The 3,533-nt window shown below is 65.3% G+C and carries 4 protein-coding genes; 1 reads left to right on the top strand and 3 read right to left on the bottom strand.

The annotated features are described in order from the left end of the window. A partial coding sequence (locus VNH11_12720) for a hypothetical protein (protein ID HVA47223.1) occupies positions 1–1,210 on the bottom strand: 1,210 nt, incomplete at its 3' end. Positions 1,211–1,390: 180 nt separating this feature from the next. Here VNH11_12720 and VNH11_12715 point away from each other — a divergent pair. Next, complete coding sequence (locus VNH11_12715; GenBank protein ID HVA47222.1) at positions 1,391–1,807, top strand: hypothetical protein; 417 nt, start codon at positions 1,391–1,393, stop codon at positions 1,805–1,807. On the opposite strand, the gene VNH11_12710 is transcribed toward VNH11_12715, so the two are convergent. Both VNH11_12710 and VNH11_12705 read right to left on the bottom strand, forming a co-directional pair. Beyond that, positions 1,801–2,781, bottom strand: a complete 981-nt coding sequence (locus VNH11_12710) for a CHAD domain-containing protein (protein ID HVA47221.1) — start codon at positions 2,779–2,781, stop codon at positions 1,801–1,803. The two genes, VNH11_12715 and VNH11_12710, sit on opposite strands and share 7 nt — an antisense overlap. A gap of 35 nt (positions 2,782–2,816) precedes the next feature. Next, positions 2,817–3,533, bottom strand: a 717-nt coding sequence (locus VNH11_12705; protein HVA47220.1) for a tetratricopeptide repeat protein, incomplete at its 5' end; no start/stop codon positions are given.

The following is a 3,533-nucleotide window of genomic DNA, read 5'->3' as shown; positions in this document are numbered from 1 at the left end:
AGTCGATGGTGGCCGTCAGGTCGCTGGTCGGGGTGGTGGGATAGCCGGTGTCGGTGAAGGTCGCCACGGTGCCCGTGAAGGTCGATCCTTGGGCGGCCGTGGTCGTGACGGCCGGGCCGGCGGTCATCGTATCGGCCTCGGCCGCGGAGGCCGTGCCGGTGGCCGTGCCGCTGCCGGCGCTCGGCGTGGTCTCGGTCAAAATGACCGTGGCGGTGCCGGTCGCCAGTTCATCCGAGTAGAGGTGAGTGCCGCCCACAGTGAACGTGCCCGCCGAACCAGTCACGGTGACCGCGGTGCCGGTGCTGCTCGTGCCGTCGCCCCAGTCGATCGTGGCCGTAAAGTCGCTGGCCACCGCGGTGGCGTCGCTGTCGCTGAAGGTGGCCACGGCCGTGCCGCTGAAGGTCGTGCCTTCGGTGGCGCTGATCGTGGGCGTGGTCACGGGCGTGATGGTAGCGACGGCCGCGCTGGTGACCGTGATCGTGGCGGCGGCGGTGGCCGTATCGGTGCCCGGCGTGTTGTCTGCCAGCACGACGCTCACCGCTTCGGTCCCGGTTGTGCCGTAAACATGGCTCCCCGTCACGCTCAGCGTGCCGCTCGACTCCGTAATGGAGGCGCCGGTGACGGTGCTCGTGCTGCCGTCGCCCCAGTCGATGGTGGCCGTCAGGTCGCTGGTCGGGGTGGTGGGATAGCCGGTGTCGGTGAAGGTCGCCACGGTGCCCGTGAAGGTCGATCCTTGGGCGGCCGTGGTCGTGACGGCCGGGCCGGCGGTCATCGTATCGGCCTCGCTGATCGTGGCCGTGCTGGTGGTGCTGGCCGTGGACGGACCTACGGTATCGGTGATCAGCACCGAGATGGTGTCGCTGCCTTCGTCGGAATAGGTGTGGCTACCCATGACGGTGACTGTGCCGCTCGACTCCGTGATGGATCCGCCGCTGACGATGCTCACCGAGCTGCCATCGCCCCAGTTGATGGTGGCGGAAAAATCGCTCGTGGGGTCGGTGGACGTGAACGTGGCCACTTGGCCGCTGAACGGCGCACCCTCCGCGGCCGCGACCGGCGTGCCGGTTCCGCCGCTGACCGACAACAGTGTCCGCCGTTCCAGTGATTCCAGTCGCGGCTGAAGCTCAAGCCGGCGGCGGTTGCTGCCGGCGGCTTTTGTGTTTGCCTTGGCTTTTTTCTTCCGTAACGAGTTGCGCGGCGACGACGGCATGATGATTTCCTCCAGGTGGCCCGGCTGTAATCTCACATTATGTTTCAGTGAAGCTGGGTAGGCAAGGAAGAAAATAACGATCGCCAGTGCATTGCGTTATTTTGCCGAGGCCGCTCTTGGAGTCTCGCGCCCTTTCTGCTATCAATCCGGCCCCCAAGTTACTGTTTTTTGGAGAAGGACATGAAGCGAGCCATTCTGCTGCTGGTCGTCGTCGTGGGCGGGGCCTTTTACCTGGGCTGGTTCACGTTTACGACGAGCAATGACCCCACCGGACATGCCGAGCACGTGAACATCCTCATCGACAAAGACAAGGTCCACGAAGACGAGGCCCGCGCCCTGGAGAAGCTGCACTCGTTTGAGAACCAAATTCAGGAGAAGAACCGGGCCTCGGGCACCGCATCGCCCGCCGCCGGCCAGTCGGCCAACGTGCCGCAAGGCCTGCCTGAGCCGTCGCTCGGCGCCGGGCAGACGTCCGGCCTCGCCCCGCTGCCCGCACCGACCGCCGGCAACGCTTACGATGCGCCCGAAGAACGTCAACCGCGTGGTCGCCCCGTCGCCGAGACGGCGGCCGAAAGCTTTTCGCGCGGTTTTCAATGATCGGCTTGGCGGTGGGCGCACCAGTATCGAGTGAACCGCCGCGTAAGCTGCTTCGGCTTCTCGGCAAACAGCAACCGCCCCAGTGGGAACGCCCCGGCCCGCAGTTCGCCGCGCCGCCGTTCGATAAGCCGCGTCAACTGGCAAACGGCGTCTTGGCTCACCGCCAGTGCGCGGCCGTCGCCCACGGCTTCGCCCAATAGCACGAGATCGTGATCGTCGCCCAACAGGTCCGAAAGCCGCTTGAGCTCCTGATAATGGGCATCGAGCAGGACGGGCCAGGCGTCGTGAAACAGCCGCACCTGATAGCGGTGATACTTGATCTGCTTGCGCCACTCGTGCAGGTTTTCGGCAGTCGGATTCGCGCGGGCCAGGTGCAATGCCCGGCGGCCGCGTCGATAGCTTTCGGCGAAGCCGTCGGCCACCACGTCGTCGCTGCTGGCGGCGGCGGTCCAAGGCTCGAGCCGTTCGAGCGACTCGCGCAGCAATCCGTGTACGCGGTCAACGAATTGCTCTCGGCCGGCGTCGTTCGACTCGTGCTGCTGCGCTTCCACAAGTCGACTTCGCAACTGGCGCAGGTCGTGCAAATGCCCGCCTGGTTCGCCCCACTCGCGTTCGGCCCACTTGCGTTCGGCCCACTTGCGTTCGGCCCGCTTGCGTTCGGCCCACTTGCGTTCGGCATGGTCGAGTAATTTGTCGAGCGCCTCGATCGTGGCTTGGCGATCGCGCTCGAAGGAGAGCGTGCGGGCAATGTCGCGCAGCGCGGCGTTCTCCTGCTTGTAGGCGTCGGGGGCAGCCAGGCGTACGAGCCGGAGCAGGGCGCGGACCTTCTTCAAACGCAGGCGGGCTTCGTGGACGGCGTCAGGGCGGTCGGCCAGCGGCGCGTTCAACTCGTCGATCGCGCCCAGCAATTGATCGCGGGCCAGACGGCGCAAATTCGACCGGCTGCTTTTTTGCGCGTTCCAACGATATGCCATATTGCCAACGGTTGAAGCGACGGCCCAAATCGGAGTCAGTTCGTTTCAGGGCCGGCCGGTTGCGTCGCGGGCTTGGGGGCGTCTTCCTTCAGCGACGAGACCTCTTCGTAATACGGCTTGCCCGCTTTGTAAAGCTCCAGCCGCTGCAAGTTGTCGTGCTGGTGGCGGTCCTTGGCCGGTTGCGACATGGCCAGCGCCTTCTTTTGCCATTTGACGGCGGCCTCGAAATCGCCCAATTCGGCGTAGGCCGCGGCCAGCGACGCCACCGGCATCCATTCGTCCCACTGCGACAGTTCGCAGGCCTTCTGGGCCATCGCCAGTGCCTGCGTGCCGTCGCGGATGTGGGCCTGAAAGACCGGGGCCGTGGCATACACCCGTGCCAGGCCGTTGTACGCGCCCCACTCGCGCGGCGCCAGCTCCATCGACTTTTGGTAATCGTCCAGCGCCTTCGGGTAATCGCCGTGCTTCAAGTACCAGCTTCCGCGATTGGCGTAGGCGAACGCCAGCTTCGGATCGAGCTCGATGGCCCGATTGACGTCGGCCAGACTTTTTTCATAGTCCTCGACGTCGAACCAAGCGGCGGACCGGTTGGCGTAAGCCAGCGCGTTGCGCGGGCTGACACGCAGGATTTCATCGAATTGCTTGAATGCCTTGCCGAACTCTTCCAGGGCGTCCCAGGTGACGCCCCGGTCGTTCAGCGCCACGAGGTTGCTGGGATTGAGCCGCACGGCCTCGTTGAAATCGGCCAGTGC

The sequence above is a fragment of the Pirellulales bacterium genome, assembly GCA_035533075.1.
In the GTDB taxonomy this organism is placed as follows: Bacteria; Planctomycetota; Planctomycetia; order Pirellulales; family JAICIG01; genus DASSFG01.
This window is presented reverse-complemented; position numbering and strand designations above follow the sequence as displayed.